Here is a 1,001-nt window from a genome sequence, read left to right as displayed (position 1 = left end):
CCGCCAGATGCAACGCCACCAACGACGACGAACACGCCGTATCCACCGTCACCGCCGGACCCTCAAAACCAAAGGTGTACGACACCCGACCCGAAGCGACACTGCCCGCACTGCCGCTGCCCTGATAGCCCTCGAACTCGCGCCCGGACAGCAGCGTCGAGTAGTCGTGGTACATCACGCCGGCGAAGACGCCCGTACGGCTGCCGCGCAGGGTGGCCGGGTCCATACCGGCGCGCTCCAGCGCCTCCCAGGTCGTCTCCAGCAGCAGTCGCTGCTGGGCGTCGGTGGTCAGGGCCTCGCGGGGGCTCATCCCGAAGAACTCGGGGTCGAACTCCGCCGCGTTGTAAAGGAATCCACCGGAGCGGGTGGCGATGGCGCCCTCCCGCTCGGGGTCGTCGGTGTCCTCGATCTCCCAGCCTCGGTCGGTGGGGAAGGCCGAGACGGCGTCCACCCCCTCGGACACCAGCCGCCACAGGTCCTCCGGCGAGGCAACGCCGCCCGGGAAGCGGCAGCTCATGCCGACGATCACCACCGGGTCGTCCGTCAGGGACGGGAGAGCGGACATTGGGAGCGGCGTCTCGGTCTCCGTGCCGAACAGTTCACCCAGGAGGTGGCCCGCCAGGGCGTCGGCCGTCGGGTAGTCGAACACGGTCGTCGCCGGGAGCCGCAGTCCGGTGGCCCGGCCCAGCAGGTTGCGTAGTTCGATGGCAGTCAGGGAGTCGAAGCCGAGGTCCTGGAAGGCCCGGTCCGGGTCGACCGTCTCCGGGCTCGCATGTCCCAGGACCGATGCGATCTGGGCGCGTACGACATCGAGCAGCGCCTCGCGCCGCTCCGCCGTGGACAGCCCGGCCAGGCGCTGCGCGATGCCGGATGCCGCGGCCGCGCCGGATCGGCGGGTCCTCGTGCGGATCAGGCCGCGCAGCAGTGGCTGGGGCTCGCCCTGAGCGCGGAGCGCCGCGAGGTCCAGGCGGACGGGCAGCACCGTGGGCTCGGTCGCTCCG

1 protein-coding gene is annotated in these 1,001 nt (G+C 71.5%); it reads right to left on the bottom strand.

What is annotated here, in order from left to right; all coding sequences use genetic code 11:
- Positions 1–1,001 (bottom strand): type I polyketide synthase (locus ADK54_RS14755; protein WP_234392070.1); only part of this gene is annotated, 1,001 nt, incomplete at both ends.

This window comes from Streptomyces sp. WM6378 (assembly GCF_001279695.1).
Taxonomy (GTDB): Bacteria; Actinomycetota; Actinomycetes; order Streptomycetales; family Streptomycetaceae; genus Streptomyces.
The sequence above is the reverse complement of the archived record's forward strand: the minus strand, read 5'-3'. Positions and strand labels throughout refer to the sequence as shown.